We start from the raw sequence: 22,922 nt of genomic DNA on the forward strand, positions 1-22,922 counted from the left end.
AAACTAGCAAGCATTCTTCAACTATTCATGCCTTTGGAATCGCCATGACCACTTTTGCAGAACAGCCGCCGCTGCCGACCGAGTCGCTGGAAAAGCGCCGCCACCAGATCTATCCGGTGCTGGGCGAAGCGGATTTGCGCCATGTGCGCCGCTTCGGCGTCGAGCGCGCGTTCGGCGACGGCGAGACGGTGTTCCAGGCCGGCCGGCCGCCGCCGGGCATGCTGTTCGTGCTGGAGGGCGCCATCGCCATCCTGCGCCACGACGGCTTCGCCAACGACACGCTGATCGCGACCCTGCGCCAAGGCCAGTATTCCAGCGAGATCGGCCAGCTGTCCGACCGCCCGGCGATGTCGAACGGCGTCGCCGTCGGCGCGCTGAAGGTGTTGCTGCTGTCGTCGGAGTCGCTGCGCGCGCTGGTGGTGGCGCATGCCGACCTGGGCGAGCGGCTGATCCGTTCGCTGATCCTGCGCAGCGTCACCTTCCTGGAACAAAACTCCGGCGGGCCGGTCATCGTCGGCCCGCGCGGCCACGGCCGGGTGCACATGCTGCAAAGCTTCCTGACCGCCAACGCCCATCCGTACACGGTGCTCGATCCCGCTGTCGACGCGCGCGCCGCCGCGCTGGTCGCCGAGCATCGGCCGGGGCCGGAGGATTGGCCGCTGGTGATCTGCCCGGATGTCGGCGTCAAGAAGAATCCCTCGGTGGTGGAACTGGGCCGCTGCATCGGCATGCTGCGCCACCTGAGCGAGGACACGGTGTGGGACGTGATCGTGGTCGGCGGCGGTCCGGCCGGGTTGGCGACGGCGGTGTACGCCGGCTCGGAGGGCTTGTCGGTGCTGGTGCTGGAAACCCGCGCCTACGGCGGCCAGGCCGGCGCCAGCGCGCGCATCGAGAACTACCTCGGCTTCCCGACCGGCATCTCGGGCGGCGCGCTGACCGGCCGCGCCTATGTGCAGGCGGAAAAATTCGGCGTCGAGATCGCGATTCCCGCGCCGGCCGGACGCTTGGTGTGCGACAGCCAGCCGCTGCAGGTCGAGATGTGCGGCAGCCTGACCATGCTGAAGGCCAGGTCGGTGGTGCTGTCCTGCGGCGCGCGCTACCGTCGGCCGTCGCTGGCCAATCTCAAACAGTTCGAGGGCAAGGGCGTGTACTACTGGGCCTCGTCGGTGGAGGCGCAGTTGTGCAAGTCGGAGGAGGTGGTGCTGGTCGGCGGCGGCAATTCGGCCGGTCAGGCCGCCGTGTTCCTGGCGGCGCATGCGTTGAAGGTGCACATCGTGATCCGCAAGGGCAGCCTGTCGTCGACCATGTCCAGCTATCTGATCGAGCGCATCCTGGCGCATCCGAACATCGAGCTGCACACGCATACCGAAATCGTCGCGCTGGAAGGCGACGAGGACGGCCTGAAACAGGTGCTGTTCTCGCACAACGGGGTGGAGGAGATGTGCGACACGCGCCGGCTGTTCCTGTTCATCGGCGCCGACCCCAACACCGGCTGGCTGGCCGGCTGCGGCGTCGAAGTCGACAAGAACGGCTTCATCCGCACCGGTATCGACAGGTCCAGCTCGGCCTCGCTGCAGACCAGCGTGCCGGGCGTGTTCGCGATCGGCGACGTGCGCGCCGGCTCGACCAAGCGGGTGGCGGCCGCGGTCGGCGAGGGCGCGGCGGTGGTGGCGCAGATCCACCAGTTCCTCGCCGCGCGCTGAGGCCTTATTTCGCCGGCTTGAGGGTGCGGCCGAGGAAGTCGCGCATCAGCTTGCCGATCTCGGCGCTGTCCTCCTCCAGCGCGAAGTGGCCGGTGTCGAGCAGGTGCAGCTCCGCCTTCGGCAAGTCGCGCAGGTAGGGATGGGCGCCGGCCGCCGGGAAGATCTTGTCGTTCTTGCCCCAGGCGATCAGCATCGGCGGCTGGTGCTTGCGGAAATAGGCTTGCCATTCCGGGTAGTGGCCGGGATTGGTGCCGTAGCTGTAGAACATCTCGATCTGGATGTCCTTGTTGCCGGGGCGGTCCAGATAAGCCTGGTCGACGGTCCAGGCGTCCGGGCTGATGTGCTGCACGTCGCGGATGCCTTCGGTGTACTGCCACTTGGTGCCGCTCAGTTCCAGCAGCGGCCGCAGCTTGGCGGCGTTGGCCTCGGTCTTGGCGCCCCAGTAGACTTTGACCGGCGCCCAGAATTCATTGGCCAGGCCCTCGTCGTACGCATTGCCGTTCTGTACCACGATCGCCGTGACGCGCTCGGGGTGGGCCGCCGCCAGGCGGTAGCCGATCGGCGCGCCATAATCCTGCACGTACAGCGCGTAGCGCGAGATGCCGATCGCCTGGGTGAATTTGTCGATCACGCCGGCCAGGTTGTCGAAGCTGTACTTGAACTTGTCCATCGGCGGCATGTCGCTCTGGCCGTAGCCCGGATAGTCGGGCGCGATGATGTGGTAGCGGTCGGCCAGCAGCGGGATCAGGTTGCGGAACATCTGCGACGAGGTCGGGAAGCCGTGCAGCAGCAACAGCGTCGGCGCGTCCTTCGGCCCGGCCTCGCGGTAGAACACGTTGACGCCGTCCACCTTCACCGTCCGGTAGGCAACGCTGGCGGTGTTGGCGACGTTCGGGGCATCCTTGGCGGCGGCGGGCGCCGCGTGGGCGACTTGTACCAATAGGGCCAGGCTCAGCGCGGCGGCGGCCTGGGGAAGAATGCGGAAAGTAGTCACGGCGATATCCTCTATGAAAGTCAAACTCGGTTGGAGTGTTGACATTGTAGGAATCTCGCCGCTGCGCGGGAACGACTTGCGGCGCAATAGACTATTTCGCCGGATGGCTAGAAGAACAGCGCGGTGCGCTGGATGATGCCGCCGTTGTTGGTGTAGGCGCCGGTGGCGCGCACCGAGCCGGTGTTGAATTTGCCGTCGTCGAGCTTGCTGTCGACCTGCTCGGCGAACGAGTCGGGCAGGTTGTCGAGCCGCACGCCGTTGCCGCCGCGTCCGGCGACCACGTCGTTGTAGAGGTACACCGCGCCGCCCTGCGCGCTGGTCATGAAGTCGGTGGTGCCGTTGAACGAGCCGGTGATGAAGCCGGCCAGCGCCAGGTGCTGCGGCGCCAGCTGGTATTCGGCGATCTGGCCGTCGCCGTTGCCGTTGCCGGTGGCGCCGGGGGCGTGGGTGGTGGCCTGCACGTCGTCGCCGGGCAGCGCGCGGAACTTGTCCTGGTAGGCGTTGACCGCCGCCGTCAGCGAGGTCGATTGCTGGATGATGTTCTTGACGCGGGCGCTGTCGATCAAGCCCTGTCCCTTCAGCACTCCGCCCAGCAGCAGGCCGATGATGACGAGCACGATGGCGATTTCAACCAGGGTAAAGCCGCGTTGGCGTCGGACTGGAATGGCTTGCATGGTGATCCTTTCTTGTGTGTCGTTATTTTACAGTAAGCTTATCGCGCGGAACCGGCGTTCAGCCGGTCCAGGCGGTCGGCCAGGAATTGTAGTTCGCGCGGATCGGTGATCAGGCCGCTGCTCAGCAGGCCGCCGATCAGCCGCCGCGCGGCGTCCAGCTCATTCATGTCCTCCAGAATGAACACTTCCAGTTCGCGCGCCCACGGCGGCACTTGCGGTCCGGTGGCGCGCAGCCGGATCGCCTCGGCGTAGCGGCGCGCCAGCGGCAAATCATGCAGCCGGTGCCTGGCCACCAGCGCCGCGTGCGCCAGCCACGGCCAGCGCCGGTTGGGGTCTTCGCCGAAGCGGGCGTAGACGAAATCAAGCATCAGCCGCGCCCGCGCCGGATCGCCGACCGCGCCATACACCTCGCTGGCGGCCAGCAACGGATACTGGCTGCGCGGGTCCAGTTCCAGCGTCCGTTGCAGCCAGGCCGCGACGCGCTGGTAATCCATGTCGCGCCAGGCGATGCTGACGCCGGCCTGGTCGTCGTGCGCCTGCAGGTACAGCATGGTTGCCTTCGACAGCGCCACCGGATCGCCCAGCGCCATCAGTCGCAGGGCGGCCGGCGACGGCGCCGGCGGCAGGTCGTGCGGCCGTGCGCGCGGCGGCGGCCGGCCCGCTTGCCACAGCACTTGCAGCAACAGCGCCAGCGCCAGCGCGGCCAGCACGGCGCGCGGCACGGCGCTGAGCGGTTTGAGGGCGGCGCTCATCTGCGGGCCTCAGAGCGGCTTGCGGTACAGGTCGAACAAGGCGGCCGCCGCCAGCAGCGCGACATAGATCGCGGTCTGCGCCGCGATCGCCGCCAGGTCGGCGCCGCCGCCGTCGTGGTACACCAGCCAGTCGCTGCGGGTGAAGCGGTCCAGGTGCGGCAGCAGCAAGGCCAGGCCGTCGATGCCGGTCTCGAGCGCCCGCTGGCCGACGCCGCGCGCGCCCATGGCGCCGTGGCCCAGCAGCTGCAAGGCGCCGATCACGCGCGCCAGCAGGTAGAAGCAAAACGTCGCGGCCAGCGCCGGCAGCACCTGGTTCAGGCTCAGGCTGCACAGCAGCGCGAAGGCGGCCACGATCCAGCATTCGCCCAGCAGCGACAAGGCCCACAGGCCCGCCTGGTCCGGCGGCGCGAAGAACAGGCCGAGCGCGCCGAACAGCAGCGCCGGCAGCAGCGCCAGCGCGCCGAAGCCGGCCAGCTTGCCGAACAGGTAGACCGCGCGCGGCATCGGCAACGCCAGCAGCAGTTGCAGCCCTTGGTCGTGCGCTTCGCGCAGCATGCTGGTGACGACGAAGGTGACGACCAGGAACACAGCCGCCAGCCGCAGCACCGCGCCCAGCAGCGCGGCCTGCAGCTGCCGGCTTTCGGTCAGCGCCAGTTCGCCGAGGAAGCCGCTGAGGCCGACCGCCGCCAGCGCCATCAGCAGCAGCAGCCACAGCAGCCGGTTGCGCAAGGCTTCCAGCAGCGTGTAGCGGGCGATGGTGAGGGCGGCCCGGGTGTTCATCACGGCAGGCGCTGCACCGCCACCATGCGGTTGAACAGGATGTTGGGCGAGATCCAGTTGACCATGTCGTCGAACGCGCCGCCCGGCGCCAGCGGATTATCGGCGGTGTCTCGGTTGATCAGCAGGATGCCGCCGCTTTGCAGATTGGTTTTTTCATCGACGTTGTCGACGCCGGCGTCGGCGATCTGGGTGTTCTGGTCGCTGGTGCCGCCGTAGCCGTTGCGGCCGAACGAAATGATGGCCACCGGCACGTCGTTGATCCCGGTCGCCTGAATCAGCTGGCCGGAACTGTCGCGGGTCTTGACGGTGATGTCGCGCGCGCTGCCCAGTTTGAAGGTGACCAGGCTGTCGCTGAAGGCCGGCGTGACGGTGTAGCCGAGGACGCGGTTCCAACCGTCCAGGCGCGGCACCGCCAGCGTGGCCCACGGCAGCAAGCCGGTCCGCTTGCGGCAGGTGCTGCCGATGCGGTCCTCCAGGCCGTTGCTGGACGAAATGGCCGGGCAGGGCAGATAACCCCTGCTCATGGCGAAGCCCAGCAAGGCTTCCTTCGCGTCCTCCATCGTGCGCCGCGTTTCGGTGACGCGTTTTTGTTCCAGCAGCGTGCCGAGCGGGGCGATCATGCCGCCGATCACCAAGCCCACGATCAGCAGCACGATCGCGATCTCGATCAGCGTGAAACCGCTCTGACGATGACGGCTAGGGTTCATTGATGTCCTTGATCTTTTCCTGGTCCGCGTCGTAGCGCTGGCCCGTTTTCAATCGTACTTTCCGCCCCGACGGCAGCGTGACCACCGCCGACGGCGCGTTGCCGCGGGCGATACGCACATTGCCCTGGCTGCCGGCCTGCGGCACGCCATTGAGCCAGACGGTGCTGCGGCCGCTGCTGTTGCGCAGCATGCCGTTCAGCTCCAGCATCTCGCGCGGGGCGGCGGCCTGGGCCGCGCCGGCGTCCGGTGTTCCCGGCGTCGTTCCCGGCGGCGCGGCCGGCGGCATCCCGGGCGGCATTCCGGGGGAACTCGGCTCGGCAGCGGCCGGCATACCGTTCGCTGCGGGGAGCCCGGGCATGGACTGCCCGGCGGACGGGCCGTTCACCGCCGGCGCCGGCGCGGTGCGCCGGGCATCGATCTCGCTGCGTTCGGCGCGCGAGAAAAACAGTCGTCCCAGCGCCTGCCCGCTCTGCGCCGTCGCCGCCATCGGCGCCCACAGCAGCAAGGTCAGCGCGGCGGCAAGCCGTATCGGTCGGGTCATCGCTTGCCTTTCTTGCGTTCGGCCGGCGGCGCCTTGGGCGCCTTCTCCAGGCTGATCCAGTTGAGGGTGCAGTCGGCGCCGAGCGCCGGTCCGCTGTCGGCGACCCGGCCCAGGCGCTTGACCGCGCAATTTTGCACCGCGAAGAAACTGGTCTGCCGCAGATCCGCGAGGAAATTCAGCAAATCCTCTTCGTGCAATAATTCCATGTGCAGGCGCATGCGGCTGCCGTGCAGCTGATAGTCGCCCAGGTCCAGCTGCGCCTCCATCCGCACCGCCTGTTGCGGCTCGATCTCGTAGCTCAGCGGCGGCAATTGGCGCCGCTCCTGCGCCATGCGGATCGCGTCCACCCATTCCAGGCGCCGCTCGGCGCCGATCAGGCCGCGCCGCTCCAGGTTGATGTAGCGCGGCTGGAAATTGCGGATGTCGCGCTTTTCATTGTCGATATGGACGTACAGCGAATAGGCCTCGTCGCGCGCGCGCTGCGCCAGCGCCATGCGTTCGTCGGCTTCCTGCAGCTTCCACAGGCTGATCAGCACGGCCGTCAGGCAGAACACCGCGCACGCGATCGCGGTCAGCACGGCGGTGCGGATCAGGCCGAACTCGCCGATCCAGGTCGGCAGCGCGACCAGCGCCGGGGTTTTCTTGCCGGTGGCGGATTTGGGCGTCATGGCTTCCAGCTCAGGTTGAGCGCGAACCGGGCGCGGGTTTCAACGGTGGATTGTCCGGCCTTGCCGCTGAGCTTGACCGACGAGCGGGTGTCGAGCGGCGGCCGCTCGATCGCCACCGTGACGTGCGGATTGCGCGCCAGCTGCATGGCGAAGCGGTTCATGGTGTCGACGGCGGTGCGGTAGTCGTCGCCGTCGGCGATGATCTCCGCCTCCAGCAGCAGCGCCTGCGGCGGCTTGACGGGGATGCCCGCCATCAGCGACGAGATCGGCATGCTTTGCACTTCGCCCTGGACCGGCGCCGCGCTGTCGGCGCCGGCGCTGACCTTCCAGTCCAGCTGCAGCAGCTGGATGCCGGGCGACTGCTCCAGCGCCTCGCTCAGCACCAGCATCATGTCCAGCGGCGACGGCGCCTGGGTCGCCAGCATGCGCTCGACATTGACGGCGGCGCGCATGTTGGCGGTGCTGGTCACGCGCGGCGGCATGGCGGCCATCACCGCGCGGTAGCGCTGCGTGTACAGGCTGGACTCGGCGCTGAGCCGGTCGCTGTCGGCATTGGCCTGATAGTACTGCCACAGATTGACGCCGACCCAGACCACGCAGGCGGCGGCCACCGTGGCGCTGCCGGCGTACAGCGCGACCTTGGTGCGCCACAGATGGAAATAGCGCTGCCATTTGCCGAGCGTGTAGCGGCTGGCCGGGGCCAACCGCGCCAGCAGCGCCAGCAGCATCGGGTCGGCCAGCCGCGCCGCCAGCTCGGCCACGGCGGCGTCGCCGGTCTTGAGGCCGGCCAGCGTCTCGGCGTGGCGCAGCGCGATGAAGCGGAACGCCGTTTCCGGGCCGTCCTCGCACTGTTGTTCCAGCATCGCGTGGCCGGAGGCGGGCGCCACCAGCGCCACCTGCAGCACGCTGCCACGGCCGATCAGGCGCACGCTGGTCAGGAATTGCTGGGTCTTGGTGATTTCGGCGCCGATGTCGACCGGGGCGCCGTCGCGGTCGATTGCCAGCGTCAGGCGCGAAAACTTGAGCCGGCCCTGGTGGAAATAGCTCTGGCGCCAGCCGGCCGATTGCTGGGTGACCAGCAACAGATGTTCGTCGCGCAGCCCCAGTTTGCGCACCAGTTCGGTACTCAGCAGCGTGGTCGAGTACAGGCCGGCCAACGGCATTTTCAATTGTTCCAGCGCTTCCGCCCACGGCTGCACCGCCGACGGATTGGTCAGCGCCGACAACAGCACCACGTCGTCGCGGCGGCCGGTGGCCTCGCGGCCCTGCACCTGGACGTGGCGGAACGGCGTTTCGCGATACTGCTGCAGCACCCGGCGCTGCAGCAGCTTGCGGCCGGCGCGGCCGCCCACGTGCGGCGCGTGGACGCGCTGGAAGTCCTCCTCGATCACGTCGGCCAGCAGATAGGCCGGCATTTCACCGTGGTTGTCGACGTAGTCGAGGAAGGCGTCGACTCCGGCGCGGTCGTTGTTGAACACGCCGCCGCCGGCCAACCGCCCGCCTTGCCACAGGTAGGCGTGCAGCTGGTCGCCGGTCAGATAGAATAAATGTTTGCTGAACACGGTGGCCTCAGGTCCTGATCTTGCTGATCGTATCGTAAATCGGGCCCATCACCGACAACATGATCCAGCCCACCATCAGGCCGAGGATCACCGTCATCGCCGGTTCGATCAGCGACTGCACCTTCTCGATCATTTCCTTCACTTCGCGGTTGTAGAAATAGCTGACGTTGTGCAGCGCGCCGTCGAGCGCGCCGGTGGCTTCGCCGACCTTGAGCATGCGGATCACCAGCGGCGGAAAAATCCCGGTCTGCTGGAACGCGGCGGTGATGCCCTGGCCTTCGGAAATCAGCTGCGCGGCGCGGCGCAGGCCGGCCGCCACCACGCGGTTGCCGACGATGCCTTCGGACAGGCGGATGCATTCGAGGATGGTGATGCCGGAGGCATACATCATGGCGAAGAAGGTGGCGAAGCGCGCCAGAATGATCTTGTGCAGCACCGGTCCGACCATCCAGACCCGCAGCTTGAAGCCGTCGGCGGCGTAGCGCGCCTGCTCGCTGCGCGCCAGCCAGGAGCGGCCGCCGATCCAGGCCGCCACCGGCAGCGCGACCAGGATGTACCAGTAATTGATGAAAATATTCGACACGAAGATCAGCGCGCGGGTGTGGATCGGCAGCGTGTTGCCCATGTTTTTGACGAAGGCCGTCAGCTGCGGCACCAGGTAGATCATCAGAAAAAAGGTCACGCCGGTGACGAACAGGCCGACGGCGGCCGGATACATCACGATCTTCTTGGTCTGCGAGGCCAGCTCGTCCTGCCACTTCAGGCTTTCCGACAGGTTCTTGAACACCTCGGCCAGCTTGCCGCTCTGCTCGCCGGCGGTGATCAGGCTGGTGAAGGTGAGGTCGAACACCTCCGGATACGCGGCCAGCGCGGCCGACAGCTGCTGGCCGCCCTCGATGTTTTCGATCAGCCCGGTGATCATCTCGCGGAAGCGCGGATGGTCGATGCTTTCGCGCAGGTCGTTCAAGCCTTCGAGGATGGGCACGCCGGCGCCGGTCAGCTGCTCCATGTGGAAGCAGAAGTTGATCAGGTCGCGGCGCGTGATGACGCGCTTGAGCGCCAGCACCCGCGAGCGCGAGACGCGGCAATCGATCAGGTCCAGGCCCATGCGGTGCAGGCGCAGCTCCAGGTCCGGCTCGTTGGAGGCGTCCATGTTGCCGGGCTGGATCTGGCCGCCGGCGTCCATCGCGCGGTAGAAGTATTGGGGCATCAGTGGATCCGCTCGCTCAGGCGTTCGGTCAGGTCCACCACGCGGCCGACTTCCTCCAGCGTGGTGACGCCCTCGATCACGCGGCGCACGCCGTCGTCGATCAGGCTGTGGAAGCCGCCGCTGGCGGCCGCCGTCTTCAGCTCGCGCGAGGAGGCGCGGCGCGCCACCATCTCGTCCAGCGCCGGCGTCATCTTCAGCAACTCGATGATGGCGATGCGGCCCTTGTAGCCCTGGTGCGCACACTGGTCGCAGCCGACCGCGCGGTACAGCGTCTGCGGACCGACGTCTTGCCCCAGGCCGAGCAGGCGGCGCTCGACGTCGTCGGCCACGTGCGGCTCGCGGCAGCTCGGGCACAGCCGGCGCACCAGCCGCTGCGCGATGATGCCGATGATGTTGCCGGCCATGATGTCCGGCACCACGCCGATGTCGAGCAGGCGCGGGATCGAGCCGATCGCCGAATTGGTGTGCAGCGTCGAGTACACCTGGTGGCCGGTCATGGCGGCGGAGAAGGCCATTTCGGCGGTCTCCTTGTCGCGGATCTCGCCGACCAGGATGATGTCCGGATCCTGCCGCATCATCGAGCGGATGCCCTCGGCGAAGCCCATCTTGACCGATTCGTTGACCGAGGTTTGCCGGATCATGTTCATCGGATACTCGACCGGATCCTCCAGCGTCATGATGTTGACGCTCTCGGTGTTGATGTGGTTGAGGATCGAATACAGCGTGGTGGTCTTGCCGGAGCCGGTCGGCCCGGTCACCAGGATCACGCCGTCGGGGCGCGCGATCATCAGCTTGAGCAGGCTCAGTTCATCCTCGCCCAGGCCGAGGCCGTCGAGCGGCACGATGCCTTTTTGCCGGTCCAGCACCCGCAGCACGAAGTTCTCGCCGTGCGTGGTCGGCTGCGCCGAGGCGCGGAAGTCGATCTGGCGGCCGGAGAACTTGATCGAGATGCGGCCGTCCTGCGGTGCGCGGGTCTCGGCGATGTTCATGGTCGACATCACCTTCAGCCGCACCGCCATCGCCGGCCAGTAGGATTTGTGCAGGCTGCGGATCTGGCGCAGGATGCCGTCGATGCGGTAGCGGATGCGCAGGAACGATTGCTCCGGCTCGAAGTGCAGGTCGGAGGCGCTGTTCTGCACCGCGTCGGCCAGGATGGCGTCGATCAGGCGCACCATCGGCTGGCTGTACTCGTCCGAGGTGGTGCCCAGGCTGGCGTAGTTGACTTCGCCGGTCTCGATCTCGTGCAGGATGCCGTCGATCGACAGCTCGAAGCCGTAGTACTGGTCGATGGCGCGCTGGATGTCGGACTCGTTGACCAGCAGCGGCGTGATGGTGATGCCCTTGACCAGCATGGCGCTGATCTGGTCCAGCGCGACGATGTTGCTGGTGTCGGACATGGCCAGGATCAGGTTGTCGGTGGCGCGTTCGTAGACGATCGGGAACACCCGGTAGCGCTTTGCCACTTCCTTCGGGATCAGCTTGAGCGCGATCGCGTCCACCACCAGGCTGTTGAGGTCGGCGCTTTGCTGGTTGAGGTTTTCCGACAGCGCCTCGCGCACCGTGGCCTCGGTGACGAAGCCCAGCGTGATCAACAGTTTTCCCAGCGGCTCGTTGCTGCGTTTTTGCTCGATCAGCGCGATGCGCAGCTGGTCTTCGCTGATGACGCCTTTTTGGATCAGCAGTTTGCCGAGTGGGAGTTTTGCTTGTTCCGCCATGGTTCTTAATGCGCCGTGGCGCCCAGTTCATGCATGCGTTGGCGCAGCGCGTTGCGGTCGAAGCCGACCGCCTTGTCCTGCGCCAGCGCCAGCGCGCGCTGGTAATAGGTCAGCGCCAGCTTGCCCTGGTTCAGCCGGTCCAGGCCGATGGCCAGGTTGAAGGCGTAATCCGGGTTGTCCGGCGCGGCGCTGAAGGCGCGGAAATAGGTTTGCTGTGCTTCCGACCAGCGGCCCTGCTGGGCGTACAGGTTGCCGAGCGCGAACAGCAGCGGCGCCGCTTCCGGGTTGGCCGCCAGCGCCGCCTTGAGCCGGCTTTCGCTCTGGCCGGCGTCGCCCTGGCGCAGGCCGATCAGGCCGGCGGTGGCGGCGCTGTCGGCCGGATCGAGCTCCAGCAGGCGCTGGTAATAGGACGCCGCCTTGTCGCCCTGGTTCTGGCGCGCCGACAGCGCGGCCAGGCCGAGCAGGGCGTCGCGGCTGTTGCCGTCCTGACGCAGTGCGGTTTCGTATTGTTGCTGGGCCGCCGTCAGGTCGCCCCGGTTGAAGGATTGGTAGGCGCCGTCAAGCGCCGGCGACACCGCCGACGGTTGCACCGCGCGCGCGACGCGGATCTCGCCGTTGTCGGCCGCCGCGATCGGCGGCAGCTTGTCGGCGCGCGGCGCGCTCTGTTGCGCCTGGATCGCTTGCTGCGCGATCGCCAGTTCCTGCTCGGTGCGGGTCAGGCGACGCTCCAGATCATCGCGGCCGGCAGGGCTGGCCGGCGCCGGCGCGGCGCCGGCGGCCGGATCGATGGCGGGAGATGCGACGTCACCGGCGCCGGGGACGGTGTCGGCGGCCACCAGCAGCGGCGCCGGCGCGGTGCTGGTGGCGTCGGGCGGCGGCATCGGCACCGGCGGCAGGCGCGAACCGGCGCCTGGCGCCATCACGGCTTGCCAGTAATAGAACCCGAAGCCGCCCAGGATCAGCAGCAGCATCGCTATCAGGCCGGCCAGGCGCATGCGTTCCGGATCGATGCCGGTGGGCTCGGCGGCGGCCGCCGCGCGGGCGCGCGCCGCGCCGCGCGGTTTGCGGGCGTCGGCTTTCGCGCTCCGTGCCGCCTGGGCTGCGCCGGCGGGTTTGCCGGCGGCGGCCGAGGGCGGCGCCGCGGCGGATGGCACGGCCGTCGGCGGGTTGGCGGGCGGTGTGGTGGCTGCGGGCGCCGGCGGGGGGAACGGCCGTGCCGGAGCGGGCGGGGCGGCGGGATCGGGGGCCAGGTCCAGTGTCAGCCCCGCTGCCTGATGGTCGCTGGGCGCCGGATCGGGATTGGGTGACGGGCGCGGCTCGGCGCCGGTGGACGGCGCCGGCGGCGTCAGCGGTTCCAGGCTGAAGGCGGCCATCGGTTCCAGATCCAGGCTCAGCTCGCGCTTGGCCAGCGGCGCCGCCGCCGGTGCCGCCACTGGTTCCGGTGTCAGCGCCAGGATGTCGTCGAACGCCTGCGACGGCTTGTCCAGCTCTTCTTCGGGGACCGAGTTTTGTTTGGCGCGCTCGGCTTTCTTCAGCGCCTGCATTAACAGACTCATAATCCATTCGCCTTGGTGGTGGGAACCGGAACCGGATAGGCTTCGTTGTCGGGCTGCTGGCCCGGCAACATGTAGCGGTAGTCCTTGTAGTCGCCGTTGACGCTGGCGTCCTTGACCACGACCGGGCGCATGAAGATCACCAGCTCGGTCTTGGTGCTGTTCTCGTTGCGGTAGGCGAACAAGTTGCCGACCAGCGGCAGGCTGCTCAGTCCCGGCAGGCCGTCCTTGGTGTTGTCGACCGAGTCCTGCATCAGTCCACCCATGACGGCGATCTGGCCGCTGCTGACCTTCATGATCGATTCCAGCTCGCGCGCCTGGATCACCGGCACCTTGCTGACGACATTGCCGGCCGCCAGCGCCGGATTCGGATCCTGCACGTAGCCGACGATGCGGGTGATGGTCGGCCGCACGTTCAGCGTCACCTCGTCGCTGTCGGAGATCTGCGGCGTGACGCTCATGACGAAGCCGACCGGCACCGTCTCCAGGTGCGATTCATAGGTGGCCGGCGAGGTGGGCGTGCCGTTCACGCCCAGCACGGCCGGCGTGACCTTGATGGAGAAGAAGACATTGTTGTCGACCACCTTCAGCAGCGCGGTCTGGTTGTTGAGCACGCTGATCTTCGGGCTGGACAGCACTTTGACCTTGCCGAACGACTCCAGCAGCTGGATGGTGGTGGCGATATTGCCCAGGCGACTGGTCGGGTTGGCGTAGTCCAGCAGGAAGATGCCGGGCGTGGTCTTGGGCGTGACGGCGCTGGGCAGCGCCACGCTGCCGACCTGGCCCTGGTTGAGCTTCAGTCCGCCCTTGCCGAGATACGACCAGTTGATGCCTTGCTGGTACTGGTCGCCGAGCCGCACTTCGATGATGGTGGCCTCGATCAACACCTGGCGCTTGGCGGCGCCCAGCACCACATCGAGGAATTGCTGGATTTTTTCATGCTGGCGCCCGGTCGCGCGCACCGCGATCAGCCCGCCCTCGGGGTTGACGATGACCGAACTGCCGGCCGCCGGCCGTCCCGCCGCCGCCGGCGCGGCGCCGAATTGCTGAGCGGACTGCGGCTGCTGTGGGCCGGCCGGCGCATCGGCGGCGGTGTCGTTCAGGTTGGACGACCGTAACATGTCGCGGATGTTCTTTTCCAGGTTGGCCCAGAAATTGTTGTCCGAACGGTTATTCACCACGGTGGTCGAGTTGTTGCTGCCGTTTCCGTTGGCGCCGTTCGACCCATTGCCGCCGTTGCCACTCTGGTTGGACGGGTTGTTGGCCGCGCCCCCGGCGTTGGCTTGCTGATATTGCTGCATGCCGTTGTTGTTGGAGTCGCTGCCGGAACCACCGGCGCCGGTGGTGGAGATCTGGGTCGCGATGTTGACGCTGCTGATGGTGCTGCGCGCGATGTTGACGTAATCGACCTTGTAGTTGCGCCATTCCGGCGTATCCGGCAACACCGTCAGCGTGCCGGCGTTGATGTCGTAGCGCATGTCGACCTGGCGCTGGATGCGGTTCAGCAACTGTGGCAGCGTTTGGTCGAGCGCGTTCAACGTGACCGTTCCCTCGATGCCTGGATGGACGTCGACATTCAGGCCAGCGTCGCGGGCCAGCGCGAACAATAGCGACTGCACCGGCACCTTGTGCACGGTCACGCTATAGGTCTCCACCTTGGCGGTCGGCTTCGGCGGCGGTGGCACCATGCTTTGCCGCACCTGGTCCGGAATGGTGCCGGACGGCGGCGGGGCCTCGGTGATATGCGTCGGCGCATTCGGAATGACGTGGCTGGCGCAGCCGCTCAACAACACGCTGCACACCACGGGGACGAGGGACGGGCGGAGTTTTTTCATCTGTGCTTTCGTACCTGGGGGAGCGGCGCCGTTATTCTTTTTGTTGTGCTTTTGCAATTTTCTATTCATGATCTTATAAATCCCGCGCCACCGCAAGGATGGTCAGGCATATTCCAACAATAAACATTCCTAGCAAGCACCCCATAACAACGGCCTTGACCTGCCAACGCGCCGCCAGCCCGCGCCGGCGGCGGAACGGCGACTCGGCGATGGCCTGGCGGGCGTGACGCGCGCCGACCACGGCGACGTCCTCGGCGAACGCGGCCAGCAGCGCCTTGTCGGCCAGGATATTGATGCGGCGGACGATGCCCTCCGAGCGCTCGGCGATCAGTTTGGCCGCCGCCGGCGTGAAAATGGCCGGGCCGGCGTGGCCGGCGGCGCGCAGGCGGAAGTCGAGGAACTCGCCGATCAGCGTCGCCTCCATGGCCGGCACGTGGAAGCTGTGGGTGATGCGTTCCTTTAACTGGCGCATGCTGGACAGCTCCAGATGCTGGTCGAGCTCCGGCTGGCCGAACAGCACGATCTGCAGCAGCTTGCTGCGCGCGGTTTCCAGGTTGGTCAGCAGCCGGATCGCTTCCAGCGTATCGAGCGGCATCGCCTGCGCCTCCTCGACCAGCAACACCACCTGGCGCCCGGCCCCGTGTTTGGCGATCAGCTCGGCGTGCAGCAGGCGCTGCACCTCGTCGGTGCGCAGGCCCCGGGTTTCCAGGCCCAGCTCGGCGGCGATCGCGTATTGCACCTCCAGCGGGTTCAGGTTGGGGTTGACCAGGTAGATCGCGTCGATGTGCGGCGGCAGCCGGCTTTCCAGCATGCGGCACAACATGGTCTTGCCGGTTCCGACCTCGCCGGTGACCTTGATCATGCCTTCGCCGCTGCCGACCGCGTAGATCAAGGCGTCGAGGATGTCGCCACGGGTGTTGCCCGAATAGAAAAACGCCGGGTTCGGGGTGATGCCGAACGGCGTTTCGCGCAGGCCGAAGTGCGATTGGTACATGGCGCCGCTCACGCGATGCAGGCCAGGAAGGCTTGTTCCAGCGTGCCGGCGCCGTAGCGCTCGCGGCATTCGGCCGGGGTGCCGCTGAAGCGGATGCGGCCGTCGTGCAGGATCGCCATGCGGTCGCACAGTTCGTCGACGTCGGCCAGCGCGTGCGAGGTCAGGAACAAGGTGCCGCCGGCCTGTTGTAATTGACGCAACTGCGCCTTGAGCAGCGCGCGCGCCTTCGGATCAAGCCCGCTCATCGGCTCGTCCAATATATATAGCTGCTTGCGCGATAAAAGGCAGGCGGCCAGCCCGAGCTTTTGCGTCATGCCCTTGGAATACTGGCGCACCGTGCGCTTCAGCGCGGCCGGCTCCAGGTCCAGCGCGGCCAGCATGGCGGCCACGGCGTCGGCGTCGTAGCGCAGTCCCTGCAGCGTCAACAGGTAGCGGATGAAGTCGGCGCCGGTCAGGTAGTAGGGCGGGGTGAAGCGTTCCGGCAGGAAGCCCAGCGGCACGCGCGCGGCCGGATCGCGGTGCGGCCGGCCGAAAATCTCGATGGCGCCGCCGTCCAGCCCGCAGAAGTCCAGCAGGCACTTGATCAGGCTGGTCTTGCCGGCGCCGTTGACGCCGACCAGGCCGAAGCACTGGCCCGCCTGCAATTCCAGGTCCACGCCCTGCAACACGCTGGCCGCGCCATAGCGCTTGACGACTTGCTGGAAACGGAGGGCCGGTACGGTCATGGCGGGGATGATGTGTGTCTGAGGAAACGAACCACACTGTAGCGCATTCGTGCGCAGAAAGCGACACCCTGTCGCCTATGCATTCGCGATTGCCACATTCTGGAATAGAATGGCCGCAAGTTTATTTGCGGCATCAATCAAGGAGCGGGTATGGCAAGGCCAGAGAAAGTCCGGTTGGGAGAGATCCTGGTACAGCAAAAGCTGCTGTCGGAGGAGCAACTGGGGTTGGCGCTGACCGAGCAAAAGCGCAGCGGCCGCAAGCTGGGCCGCGTGTTCATCGAGAACGGCTATGTCACCGAGGAACAGATCGCCGGCGCGCTGGCGCGCCAGCTGAACATCCCCTACCTGAACCTGAAGTTCTACAACATCAATCCGGAGATCGTGCGCCTGCTGCCGGAAACCCAGGCCCGCCGCTTCCGCGCGCTGGTGCTGGAGGACCGGCGCGGCACGCTGCTGGTCGGCATGTCGGATCCGACCGACCTGTTCGCCTACGACGAGATTTCCCGCATCGTCAAGCAGAACATCGAGCTGGCGGTGGTCAACGAGACCGAGGTGCTGGGCGCCATCGACCGCATCTACCGCCGCACCGAGGATATCTCCGACCTGGCGCGCGAGCTGGAGCAGGACCTGGGCGACGTTTCGGTCGACTTCGGCGCGCTGGCGGCCAATCCGAACCTGGAAGAAGCGCCGGTGGTCAAGCTGCTGCAATCGGTGTTCGACGACGCGGCGCAGGTGCGCGCTTCCGACATCCATATCGAACCGCAGGAAAGCCGGCTGCAGATCCGTTTCCGCATCGACGGCGTGCTGCACCTGCAGACCGAGGCCGATATCAAGATCGCGCCGTCGCTGGCGTTGCGGCTGAAGCTGATGTCGGACCTGGACATCTCCGAGAAGCGCTTGCCGCAGGACGGCCGCTTCGCGGTGCGGGTCAAGAACCAGCGCATCGACGTGCGTATCTCCACCATGCCGACCCAGTACGGCGAGTCGGTGGTGATGCGTTTGCTGAGCCAGGGTTCGACCCAGTTGCGGCTGGACGCGATCGGCATGCCGCGCGGGCTGGTGGAGAAGTTCCGCGCCATCGTCCAGCGCCCCAACGGGCTGGTGCTGGTGACCGGGCCGACCGGTAGCGGCAAGACCACCACGCTGTACTGCGCGCTGGCCGAGTTGAACTCGGTCGAGAAAAAGCTGATCACGGTCGAGGATCCGGTCGAGTACCGGCTGCCCGGCGTCAACCAGGTGCAGGTCAACGACAAGATCGAGCTGAACTTCGCGCGCGTGCTGCGCTCGGCGCTGCGGCAGGATCCGGACATCGTGCTGGTGGGCGAGATGCGCGACCAGGAAACCGCCCAGATCGGCCTGCGCGCCGCGATGACGGGTCACCTGGTGCTGTCGACGCTGCACACCAACGATGCCGCCAGCACGCCGTTGCGGCTGATGGACATGGGCGTGCCGCGCTACATGGTCGGCAGTTCCCTGCAGGCGGTGCTGGCGCAGCGGCTGGTGAGGGTGATCTGCGAAAGCTGCACCGGGCCGTACGAACTGACCCCGACCGAGCACGAGTGGCTGCGCATGGAGCTCAACGACAAGGTCGACAAGGCGCGCTATTTCCACGGCAAGGGTTGTTCGCATTGCAACGGCATGGGATATCGCGGCCGGACCGGCGTCTATGAGCTGCTGGAGATGACGCGCGATGTGGTCGACGCCGCCAACGATGCCGATCCGGCTGTCTTCCTGAAAGCCGCCGCCGCGCAGATGGCGGGCGAAACCTTGCGCCGCCACGCGGTGCAGCTGGTGATCCAGGGCCGCACCACGGTGGCCGAGGCGATGCGCATCAGTAACCAGAGCGAGGAATAAACGTGCCGTTTTTTGCCTATAAGGCGCGCGATGCGCGTGGTCAACTGCTGCAGGGCGTGCTGGAGGCGGCCGACAGCGGCGCCGTGGCCAACCATCTGGTCGGTTCCGGCGCGACGCCGGTGGAGATCCTGCTGACCAAGAAGGCCGCCAGCGCCGGCGCCGCCGGCGACGCGTGGTGGGAAACGATGATGGAGAAAAAGGTCACCTCGATGGACGTGCAGCTGTTCAGCCGCCAGCTGTACACCCTGCTCAAGTCGGGCGTGCCCATCATGCGTGGGCTGGCGGGCTTGCAGGAGTCGGCGATCAGCAAGTCGTTCGGCAAGGTCATCAAGGATTTGCGCGAATCGCTGGATGCCGGCCGCGAGCTGTCGGCGGCGATGCGGCGGCATCCGGGCGTGTTCAACGATTTCTACCTGTCGATGGTGCGGGTGGGGGAGATGACCGGGCGGCTGGAGGAGGTGTTCCTGCGCCTGTTCGACCATCTGGAGTTCGACCGCGAGATGCGGGCGCGGGTCAAGAGCGCGACCAGGTATCCGATCTTCGTGATGATCGCCATGGTGCTGGCGATTGTGATCGTGAATATTTTCGTCATCCCGCAGTTCGTCAAGGTGTTCGAGAGTTTTCATGCCGAATTGCCGCTGATGACCCGGCTGCTGATCGGCACCTCCAAATTCACGCTGGATTACTGGCCGCATTTGCTGGTGCTGACGGTGGCGGGGGTGTTCGGCTTCCGTTTCTGGATCAACACCGTCGCCGGACGCTTCAAGTGGGACCGCTCCAAGCTGAAGTTCCCGATCGCCGGCAAGATCATCCAGAAGGCCACGATGGCGCGCTTCGCGCGCAGCTTCGCGCTGTCCAGCCGCAGCGGCGTGCCGATCGTGCAGGCGCTGACGGTGGTGTCGCAGACGGTGGACAACGCTTATCTGTCGTCGCGGGTGGAGCAGATGCGCGACGGCGTCGAGCGCGGCGACAGCATCCTGCGCACCGCCGCCGCCGCCGGGGTGTTCACGCCGGTGGTGCTGCAAATGATCGCGGTGGGCGAGGAGTCCGGTTCGCTGGACGAGCTGATGGACGAGATCGCCCAGATGTACGAACGCGAAGTGGACTACGAATTGAAGACGCTGGCGGCGCAGATCGAACCGATCCTGATCACTTTCCTCGGCGTGCTGGTGCTGATTCTGGCGCTGGGCATCTTCGTGCCGATCTGGGATCTGGGCAAAGTGGCGTTGCCGCACTGATGCGCGCGCCACGACGCCGGGGCGGCTTCAGCCTGTTCGAGTTCGCCGTGGTGGTGATCGTGTTCGGGCTGGTGCTGATGGTGGTGTTGCAGCGCGTGAGCTTTTACGGCAAGCAGGGCGACAAGGCGGGCGTGCAGGCGCTGGTGAACAATATGCGCAGCGCGCTGAAATCGCGCGAGATGTCGTTGCAGGTGCGCGGCGACAGCGATGGCATCGCGAAACTGGAGGGCTCGAACCCGATCGGCTTGCTGCAGCGGCCGCCGGAAAATTATCGCGGCGAGCTCGGACCGTCCGACGGAAAAGCGGTCGAAGCGGGCAATTGGTACTTCGATGTTGTACAGCACCAACTAATTTATGTTCTTGTTAGCAACAATGTGTCATGTAATGACACAGATCGCATATGTTTCAAGGTAGAATCGTTTCGCTTGTTCCCAAAAAATGCCAGCGTAAAAAGCGCACCCGCCGATGGAGCCGGTGTCGCGTTGAATCAAGTCCAAAACTAGAGCCGAGAGCCGATCCGAAGACAGTACGACGTTGCCCATTTTAAAGTTGGAGTCTCACATGCAAACCAAACCATCCCGCTCGTTCGCCCGCAACGCACAGGGCGGCTTTACGCTGATCGAACTGATCGTCGTGATCGTCATTCTCGGCATCCTGGCCGCCACCGCGCTGCCGCGTTTCGCCAACCTGGGCGCCGATGCGCGTCTGGCGAAGATGAACGGCGCGCGTGCCGCCATCAGCAGCGCTTCGGCGATGTACCACGGCCGCTGGCTGGCCGCCGGATCGCCATCCACCGGCACGTCGTCGTATGACACTCCGGCGGTGACGGTGAACAACACGACCGGCTACCCGACGTTCGCCGGCATTGCCGCCGCTGTGGACCTGACCGGCTTCGATGCATCTACCTTCGCTACCGATGGTGTGTTGCGTCCGGGCCCGACCGCTACCGACTTCACGGGCTGCTCCGTGACTTACGTACCGTCCAGTGGCGCCGTCACTATCGCCGCCGTCATCGGATCTTGTTAAGCCCTGCGGGCCTGGCGTGATGCCACAAGGACCGCGCCGGACCGCGCAGTCCGGCTTTACCCTGGTCGAGCTGGTGACGGTGCTGGTGCTGGTGGGCATTCTGGCCGCCGTCGCCATGCCGCGTTTCGCCACCGGCGGTTTCGACGGCCGGGCCTACAGCGACCAGGTCAAGGGTCTGATGCGCTACGGTCAGAAAATCGCCATCGCCCAGGGCCGCAACGTCTTCGTGCGGCTGAACGACACCAGCGTGGCGCTGTGCTACGACGCCGCCTGCAACGCCAGGGTGCCGCCCGCATCCGGAAACAACTCCGGCTCCAGGGCGACCTTGGCCGCTTGCGGCAATCTCACCAGCTGGGCCTGTGAAGGCCTGCCCAACGGGGTGACCATGACGCCGGCCGCAAGCACTTTCTCCTTCGACGCCACCGGCGCGCCCTTCGCGCAAGCGGACGCCGTGAACGCCGTGACCTCGACCTTCGCCACGCTGGCGATCAGCGTCACCGGCGGCGGCACCGCGTATCCCATCACCGTCAACGCGGCGACCGGCTATGTCAATTAAACGCCGCCAAGCCGGACTCACGCTGATCGAGCTGGTCATGTTCATGGTCATCGTCGGCATCGCGGTCGCGTCCGTGTTGCAGGTGCTGGCCATGAGCGCGCGCTCCAGCCCGGACCCGATGCGGCGCAAGCAGGCATTGGCCATCGCCGAAGGCATGATGGAGGAGGTGAGGCTGGCGCGGTTCACGTTCTGCGACGCCAGCGACCCCAAAGCTGAAGACCCCAACACGGCTAATCCGGCAGATTGCGGATTGGCAGAAAGCATGGGACCGGAGCCGATCAATACGCGTCCGTTCGATAATGTCAACGACTACGTCGGTGGTGGCGGCAGCGCGACCTATATGGCGGATGCCGCCGGAAATCCGTTCCCGGCCGGCTACACGGCCATCGTCGCGATCGCTGCGGACCAGCCGCTGGGCCCGGCCGGCGCGCAGATCACCTCCAGCGCCACGCCGGCCAGCATGAAAGTGCTGCGCATCACAGTCACCGTCACCTACGACAACACCAACAGCGTGGTGCTGGACGGCTACCGCACCCGCTATGCGCCGAGGTCGATATGATGCGCCGCTCGCGCCGCATGGGCGGCTTCACGCTGGTGGAAGCGATCATCGTCATCACCATCACCGGCATCCTCGGCGGCGTGGTGGCGCTGTTCATGCGCAACTCGGTGGAAAACTACGTCGACAGCGCGGCGCGCGCGGAGATGACCGATGTCGCCGACCTGGCGCTGCGCCGCATCAGCCGCGAACTGCGGCTGGCGCTGCCGAACAGCATCGTCGTCGCCAACAACCAACGCACGCTGCAATTCCTGATCACCAGCACCGGCGGCCGCTACATCGACGTCGCCGATGCGCCGCCGGCCACGCTGCTGCCGCTGGATTTCAATCCCGCCACCGCCTCGCTGGCGTTCAACATGGCCGGCGCCGCGCCGACCGGCCGGCAGGCCATCGTGCCCGGCAACTTCATCACCGTCTTCAACGTCGGCGTCGCGCCCGCCAACGCTTACACGGGCGGAAATATCGCCCGGGTCGCGGCGGTCAACGGCACGCTGATCACGCTTGCCAGCAATCCGTTCGCCGTCGCCTCGCCGTCGATGCCGTCGCCGACCAACCGCTTCCAGGTGGTGACCGGCACCGTTACCTATGTCTGCACGCCGGCGGCGGGCGGCGCCGGCAACCTGACCCGCTTCGTCTCGCCCAACATCCTGGACGGCACCGGCACCGGCGCGCTCGGCACCGGCGCGCTGCTGGCCAACATGGTGTCCGGCTGCCGCTTCGATTACTCGGTGCTGGCCAACACCAACGCCGCGCTGGTCGGCGTGACGCTCGGGCTGGCGCGCGCCAACGGCGAAAACATCAACCTGGTGCGCCAGGTCCACGTGGACAATACGCCGTGAAGTCCAGCCAGTCATCCATCGCGCGCGCCCGCCGCAGCGGCGGCTTCAGCATCGTCTCGGCCATTTTCCTGATCGTGGTGCTGTCCGGACTGGCCGTGGCCGCCGTGTCGCTGACCGCCAGCCAGCAGACCAGCTCCGCGCTGGACCTGCTCGGCTCGCGCGCCTACGAAGCCGCGCGCGCCGGCGTCGAATACGGCTTGTACCGGCAGCAGATCGACAACGACTGCGCGGCGACGCGCAACTTCGTGCCCGGCGGCTCGCTCACCGCCTTCACGGTAACGGTGCAGTGCACCGTGGTGCCCACGCCCGGCATGGGCGCGGTCATGAACCGCACCATCGTCACCGCGACCGCCTGCAACCAGCCGGCCGGCGGCGCCTGTCCCAATCCGGCGCCCGCCAACATCGACTACGTCCAGCGCGTGGTCACGGTTCAATTCTGA

General features: G+C 66.7%; 23 protein-coding genes. 9 read left to right on the forward strand and 14 right to left on the reverse strand.

All coding sequences use genetic code 11. From position 1 onward, the window contains the following. Positions 1-44: 44 nt before the first annotated feature. Positions 45-1,703, forward strand: coding sequence for an FAD-dependent oxidoreductase (locus tag GW587_RS09980; protein WP_166101874.1), 1,659 nt, complete (start codon positions 45-47; stop codon positions 1,701-1,703). Positions 1,704-1,707: 4 nt separating this feature from the next. Here GW587_RS09980 and GW587_RS09985 read toward each other — a convergent pair whose 3' ends face one another. The 14 genes from GW587_RS09985 to GW587_RS10050 form a co-directional block, all read right to left on the reverse strand. Then, the gene (locus GW587_RS09985) at positions 1,708-2,697 is read right to left on the reverse strand and encodes an alpha/beta fold hydrolase (protein ID WP_371875568.1); all 990 of its coding nucleotides are present in this window, start codon (positions 2,695-2,697) and stop codon (positions 1,708-1,710) included. Between the two features lie 107 nt (positions 2,698-2,804). Then, positions 2,805-3,371 carry a prepilin-type N-terminal cleavage/methylation domain-containing protein gene (locus tag GW587_RS09990; protein ID WP_166101879.1) on the reverse strand — a complete coding sequence of 189 codons (567 nt, stop codon included), beginning with the start codon at positions 3,369-3,371 and terminating at the stop codon, positions 2,805-2,807. 38 nt (positions 3,372-3,409) lie between these two features. Beyond that, positions 3,410-4,123: a hypothetical protein gene (locus tag GW587_RS09995; RefSeq protein WP_166101881.1), complete on the reverse strand. Its 714-nt coding sequence runs from the start codon at positions 4,121-4,123 to the stop codon at positions 3,410-3,412. A gap of 9 nt (positions 4,124-4,132) precedes the next feature. Continuing rightward, positions 4,133-4,903 (reverse strand): ABC transporter permease, encoded by a 771-nt coding sequence (locus tag GW587_RS10000; RefSeq protein WP_166102715.1) that lies wholly within the window; start codon positions 4,901-4,903, stop codon positions 4,133-4,135. After that, the gene (locus tag GW587_RS10005) at positions 4,903-5,610 is read right to left on the reverse strand and encodes a type II secretion system protein (RefSeq protein WP_166101883.1); all 708 of its coding nucleotides are present in this window, start codon (positions 5,608-5,610) and stop codon (positions 4,903-4,905) included. The genes GW587_RS10000 and GW587_RS10005 overlap by 1 nt, the downstream gene beginning before the upstream one ends. Further along, entirely contained in the window at positions 5,600-6,151 is a 552-nt protein-coding gene (locus GW587_RS10010) for a hypothetical protein (protein WP_166101886.1), read from the reverse strand. Before GW587_RS10010 ends, GW587_RS10005 begins: the two co-directional genes overlap by 11 nt. Continuing rightward, entirely contained in the window at positions 6,148-6,819 is a 672-nt protein-coding gene (locus tag GW587_RS10015) for a hypothetical protein (RefSeq protein WP_166101889.1), read from the reverse strand. The genes GW587_RS10010 and GW587_RS10015 overlap by 4 nt, the downstream gene beginning before the upstream one ends. Further along, positions 6,816-8,381 (reverse strand): hypothetical protein, encoded by a 1,566-nt coding sequence (locus GW587_RS10020; RefSeq protein WP_166101892.1) that lies wholly within the window; start codon positions 8,379-8,381, stop codon positions 6,816-6,818. Before GW587_RS10020 ends, GW587_RS10015 begins: the two co-directional genes overlap by 4 nt. A gap of 7 nt (positions 8,382-8,388) precedes the next feature. Then, entirely contained in the window at positions 8,389-9,591 is a 1,203-nt protein-coding gene (locus GW587_RS10025; protein ID WP_166101895.1) for a type II secretion system F family protein, read from the reverse strand. After that, a complete protein-coding gene (locus tag GW587_RS10030) occupies positions 9,591-11,306 on the reverse strand; it encodes a GspE/PulE family protein (RefSeq protein ID WP_166101898.1) in 1,716 nt (571 codons plus the stop codon). Before GW587_RS10030 ends, GW587_RS10025 begins: the two co-directional genes overlap by 1 nt. Before the next feature lie 5 nt (positions 11,307-11,311). Next, on the reverse strand, positions 11,312-12,862 hold the full coding sequence (locus tag GW587_RS10035) for a tetratricopeptide repeat protein (RefSeq protein WP_229259376.1): 1,551 nt from the start codon (positions 12,860-12,862) through the stop codon (positions 11,312-11,314). Beyond that, positions 12,859-14,694: a pilus (MSHA type) biogenesis protein MshL gene (mshL, locus tag GW587_RS10040; protein ID WP_166101901.1), complete on the reverse strand. Its 1,836-nt coding sequence runs from the start codon at positions 14,692-14,694 to the stop codon at positions 12,859-12,861. Before mshL ends, GW587_RS10035 begins: the two co-directional genes overlap by 4 nt. Positions 14,695-14,767: 73 nt before the next feature. Further along, on the reverse strand, positions 14,768-15,688 hold the full coding sequence (locus GW587_RS10045) for an ExeA family protein (protein ID WP_166101904.1): 921 nt from the start codon (positions 15,686-15,688) through the stop codon (positions 14,768-14,770). A gap of 8 nt (positions 15,689-15,696) precedes the next feature. Further along, positions 15,697-16,413: an ABC transporter ATP-binding protein gene (locus GW587_RS10050; RefSeq protein WP_166101907.1), complete on the reverse strand. Its 717-nt coding sequence runs from the start codon at positions 16,411-16,413 to the stop codon at positions 15,697-15,699. Between the two features lie 150 nt (positions 16,414-16,563). On the opposite strand from GW587_RS10050, the gene GW587_RS10055 reads away from it, so the two are divergent. Genes GW587_RS10055 through GW587_RS10090 form a run of 8 tightly spaced genes read left to right on the forward strand, consistent with a single transcriptional unit; the run spans position 16,564 to position 22,922 of the window. Beyond that, positions 16,564-18,267, forward strand: a complete 1,704-nt coding sequence (locus GW587_RS10055; RefSeq protein WP_166101909.1) for a GspE/PulE family protein — start codon at positions 16,564-16,566, stop codon at positions 18,265-18,267. 2 nt (positions 18,268-18,269) lie between these two features. Next, a complete protein-coding gene (locus tag GW587_RS10060) occupies positions 18,270-19,505 on the forward strand; it encodes a type II secretion system F family protein (protein WP_166101912.1) in 1,236 nt (411 codons plus the stop codon). After that, complete coding sequence (locus GW587_RS10065; RefSeq protein ID WP_207393422.1) at positions 19,505-20,008, forward strand: type II secretion system protein; 504 nt, start codon at positions 19,505-19,507, stop codon at positions 20,006-20,008. The genes GW587_RS10060 and GW587_RS10065 overlap by 1 nt, the downstream gene beginning before the upstream one ends. Before the next feature lie 58 nt (positions 20,009-20,066). Next, on the forward strand, positions 20,067-20,531 hold the full coding sequence (locus tag GW587_RS31740; protein WP_166101915.1) for a type II secretion system protein: 465 nt from the start codon (positions 20,067-20,069) through the stop codon (positions 20,529-20,531). A gap of 19 nt (positions 20,532-20,550) precedes the next feature. After that, on the forward strand, positions 20,551-21,087 hold the full coding sequence (locus GW587_RS10075; RefSeq protein ID WP_166102723.1) for a prepilin-type N-terminal cleavage/methylation domain-containing protein: 537 nt from the start codon (positions 20,551-20,553) through the stop codon (positions 21,085-21,087). Further along, positions 21,077-21,646, forward strand: a complete 570-nt coding sequence (locus GW587_RS10080) for a prepilin-type N-terminal cleavage/methylation domain-containing protein (RefSeq protein WP_166101916.1) — start codon at positions 21,077-21,079, stop codon at positions 21,644-21,646. Before GW587_RS10075 ends, GW587_RS10080 begins: the two co-directional genes overlap by 11 nt. Further along, positions 21,643-22,482 (forward strand): PulJ/GspJ family protein, encoded by an 840-nt coding sequence (locus GW587_RS10085; protein ID WP_229259377.1) that lies wholly within the window; start codon positions 21,643-21,645, stop codon positions 22,480-22,482. The genes GW587_RS10080 and GW587_RS10085 overlap by 4 nt, the downstream gene beginning before the upstream one ends. Next, complete coding sequence (locus GW587_RS10090; protein WP_229259378.1) at positions 22,479-22,922, forward strand: agglutinin biogenesis protein MshP; 444 nt, start codon at positions 22,479-22,481, stop codon at positions 22,920-22,922. The genes GW587_RS10085 and GW587_RS10090 overlap by 4 nt, the downstream gene beginning before the upstream one ends.

The organism is Duganella aceris (assembly GCF_011090165.1).
Classification (GTDB): Bacteria; Pseudomonadota; Gammaproteobacteria; order Burkholderiales; family Burkholderiaceae_D; genus Rugamonas; species Rugamonas aceris.

Coding starts and splice junctions, on each gene's coding strand:
- GW587_RS10075 (WP_166102723.1), top strand. CDS start 20,551: ATGCCACAAGGACCGCGCCGGACCGCGCAGTCCGGCTTTACCCTGGTC.
- GW587_RS10055 (WP_166101909.1), top strand. CDS start 16,564: ATGGCAAGGCCAGAGAAAGTCCGGTTGGGAGAGATCCTGGTACAGCAA.
- GW587_RS10065 (WP_207393422.1), top strand. CDS start 19,505: ATGCGCGCGCCACGACGCCGGGGCGGCTTCAGCCTGTTCGAGTTCGCC.
- GW587_RS10085 (WP_229259377.1), top strand. CDS start 21,643: ATGATGCGCCGCTCGCGCCGCATGGGCGGCTTCACGCTGGTGGAAGCG.
- mshL (WP_166101901.1), bottom strand. CDS start 14,694: ATGAAAAAACTCCGCCCGTCCCTCGTCCCCGTGGTGTGCAGCGTGTTG.
- GW587_RS10035 (WP_229259376.1), bottom strand. CDS start 12,862: ATGAGTCTGTTAATGCAGGCGCTGAAGAAAGCCGAGCGCGCCAAACAA.
- GW587_RS10050 (WP_166101907.1), bottom strand. CDS start 16,413: ATGACCGTACCGGCCCTCCGTTTCCAGCAAGTCGTCAAGCGCTATGGC.
- GW587_RS10000 (WP_166102715.1), bottom strand. CDS start 4,903: ATGAACACCCGGGCCGCCCTCACCATCGCCCGCTACACGCTGCTGGAA.
- GW587_RS09990 (WP_166101879.1), bottom strand. CDS start 3,371: ATGCAAGCCATTCCAGTCCGACGCCAACGCGGCTTTACCCTGGTTGAA.
- GW587_RS09980 (WP_166101874.1), top strand. CDS start 45: ATGACCACTTTTGCAGAACAGCCGCCGCTGCCGACCGAGTCGCTGGAA.
- GW587_RS10015 (WP_166101889.1), bottom strand. CDS start 6,819: ATGACGCCCAAATCCGCCACCGGCAAGAAAACCCCGGCGCTGGTCGCG.
- GW587_RS10025 (WP_166101895.1), bottom strand. CDS start 9,591: ATGCCCCAATACTTCTACCGCGCGATGGACGCCGGCGGCCAGATCCAG.
- GW587_RS10030 (WP_166101898.1), bottom strand. CDS start 11,306: ATGGCGGAACAAGCAAAACTCCCACTCGGCAAACTGCTGATCCAAAAA.
- GW587_RS10010 (WP_166101886.1), bottom strand. CDS start 6,151: ATGACCCGACCGATACGGCTTGCCGCCGCGCTGACCTTGCTGCTGTGG.
- GW587_RS09995 (WP_166101881.1), bottom strand. CDS start 4,123: ATGAGCGCCGCCCTCAAACCGCTCAGCGCCGTGCCGCGCGCCGTGCTG.
- GW587_RS31740 (WP_166101915.1), top strand. CDS start 20,067: ATGCAAACCAAACCATCCCGCTCGTTCGCCCGCAACGCACAGGGCGGC.
- GW587_RS10005 (WP_166101883.1), bottom strand. CDS start 5,610: ATGAACCCTAGCCGTCATCGTCAGAGCGGTTTCACGCTGATCGAGATC.
- GW587_RS10080 (WP_166101916.1), top strand. CDS start 21,077: ATGTCAATTAAACGCCGCCAAGCCGGACTCACGCTGATCGAGCTGGTC.
- GW587_RS10045 (WP_166101904.1), bottom strand. CDS start 15,688: ATGTACCAATCGCACTTCGGCCTGCGCGAAACGCCGTTCGGCATCACC.